The sequence below is a fragment of the Bradyrhizobium sp. P2_E8 genome, assembly GCF_056403875.1.
This window is the reverse complement of sequence record NZ_JBFUES010001193.1, coordinates 1-2044: the sequence shown is the minus strand read 5'-3', so window position 1 is coordinate 2044 and position 2044 is coordinate 1. Positions and strand designations below refer to the sequence as shown.

General features: G+C 63.4%; 4 protein-coding genes. 2 read left to right on the top strand and 2 right to left on the bottom strand.

Going from position 1 to position 2044, the window contains the following annotated elements; translation table 11 throughout:
• A partial coding sequence (locus tag AC1D00_RS38475; protein WP_477014273.1) for a ribonuclease T2 family protein occupies positions 1-312 on the bottom strand: 312 nt, incomplete at its 3' end.
• A gap of 121 nt (positions 313-433) precedes the next feature.
• Positions 434-898, bottom strand: coding sequence for a hypothetical protein (locus AC1D00_RS38470; RefSeq protein WP_135176523.1), 465 nt, complete (start codon positions 896-898; stop codon positions 434-436).
• A 182-nt stretch (positions 899-1080) separates the two neighbouring features.
• Between AC1D00_RS38470 and AC1D00_RS38465 the strand changes: the two genes are divergently transcribed.
• Both AC1D00_RS38465 and AC1D00_RS38460 read left to right on the top strand, forming a co-directional pair.
• The gene (locus AC1D00_RS38465; protein WP_135176524.1) at positions 1081-1374 is read left to right on the top strand and encodes a hypothetical protein; all 294 of its coding nucleotides are present in this window, start codon (positions 1081-1083) and stop codon (positions 1372-1374) included.
• 44 nt (positions 1375-1418) lie between these two features.
• On the top strand, positions 1419-1949 hold the full coding sequence (locus AC1D00_RS38460; RefSeq protein WP_477014272.1) for a DUF3617 domain-containing protein: 531 nt from the start codon (positions 1419-1421) through the stop codon (positions 1947-1949).
• The last annotated feature ends 95 nt before the right edge of the window (positions 1950-2044 follow it).

The following is a 2044-nucleotide window of genomic DNA, read 5'->3' as shown; positions in this document are numbered from 1 at the left end:
CCGTGGCGCCGGCCGCTGGCAATATTCCGGAAAGCCGTTCTCGTATTGCGGCCACAATCCGTGCACCACGAAAGCATAGGGCCGGCCGCTGCACTGGATCTGGGAGCGGCCGCCGCGCTCGGCCGCCTCCTCGCAGAAGGAGGGCGACCACGACAGCGACAGCACATAGAATTCGAACTCGCCGGGCGCGTTCTGTCGCCTGTCCTGGGCTTGCGCGGCGCCCGTCAGCGAGACCAGCCCGGCGGCAAGGGGCAGGGCAAGGACGAGCGAGATCATCAGGCGGGAGAACGAGTGCAATCTGGAATGAAACATGGCAACGCCCCTCAACTAGACTGTGCAGTCGAGCCTAGCAGGCGAGAAGAACATTTCAAGAACAAAATTCGGGCGGCCCCCGTCAGGCCGCTGGGCTAGCTCCGAATCAGGGCTCGTCGAATTACTGCCTGGCGGCGCGGCAGGCCGGATTGTAGGCCCAGTTGCGGTCGAGCCCGACCACGCACCATTCGACACCATTGCCGTAACCGGCGAAGCCGCCATCCTCGATGATCGAGAAATGCACTTTGCGCACCTTGCCGTCGTTGAGCATGGCCTCGCCGGTGCAATAGCGGCGCGGAATGTTGTCGGACTGCCAGGGCCGGAACGCGGTCTCGCGCACGGCGGAGAAGCCGGTGATCTTCAACGAAGAGTTCCAGAAGGAGCTTTCCTTCTCCCAGAACTGGGTGGCGATCGTCGGCAGCGCCTTGTCGCAATCGGCGACGCCGCCGTCATAGCGCGGTCCGCTCAGCCAGAAGTTCAGCTCCAGCGGATTGGCCGCCCTGGCCTCACCGAGCGACAGCGCCCCGAACATGAGGCCGAGCACGGCGGCAAAGCGGAGCGATTTCAGGGAGGTCGAGGCGCGCATGGGCAATCCAGACAGAATGATCTGCGAAGGTCGGACGGTGCCGCGAAGGGCGGGTGAGGTCAAGTGCAGCGCGGCAACACTTGGCCAGGAGTTGATCTAAACGTCGCATCCGACAGGGCTTCAGTTCTTTTCACTTCCGTTCCGGCACCGTAAACTGGCGCCAACCAATTGGAGTAACGGGAATGCGAATCATTGCGGCCGCGGGCCTTCTTGCCCTGGGTATGATGGCGAGCCAGCCGGCGCGCGCCGATCTCCTTCCAGTGCCTCCGTTCAAGGGCAACGACACCGGCGGCATCATCGCCTATTCGATGGCCACCCAGGTCGATGCGCGGCAGGTCGCGGTCGATCACTGCGCGCGCTACGGCAAGGTCGTCAAATTCCTCGGCGTGCAGGCCTATGAGGGCGGCTACATCTCGTTCTCCTGCCGCTGGGTGCCCTATGGCGCCGCCAACCAGCCGATCCGCACGCTGTACTGAGGCGTTTTCGTAACGCAGCGATCTCTCAGCCGGGAGCATCCCACATGACGCGCAAACTTGCTTTGCTCGGCTCGGCCGCTTGCTTCGTATTGTCGGCCGGCAGCGCCTCTGCCGACGATCTGCCGGTGCGCAAGGCCGGCCTGTGGGAATTGAAGATGGTCAGGAGCGGCTCTGCGATGCCGGAAATGACCATGCAGCACTGCACCGACGAGACCGTCGACAAGGAGATGAACAACAACGTCTCCCCGATGGCCAAGCAGATCTGCGCCAAGCAGGACATCAAGAAGACCGCGACCGGTTATGTCAGCKATTCCGAGTGCAGCGTCGCCGGCATCAGCACCACCTCGCATGCCGAGATCACCGGCGACTTCAACTCGGCCTATACGGTGAAGACCTCGTCACACGCGCAAGGCGGCGCCGCCGGCACGGCTGGGCGCGACACCACTATGACGCTCGAAGCGAAATGGCTGGGCGCCTGCAAGCCCGATCAGAAGCCCGGCGACATCGTCATGCCCGGCGGCTTCAAGATGAACGTGCGTGACATGGATAAGTTGAAGGCGTTGCTGCCGAAGTAGGTTGTCTTCCCCTCTCCCCTTGCGGGAGAGGGTGGCTCGCCGCGTAGCGGCGAGACGGGTGAGGGGTATCTCACCGCGTGTGACGCTCTTACTTC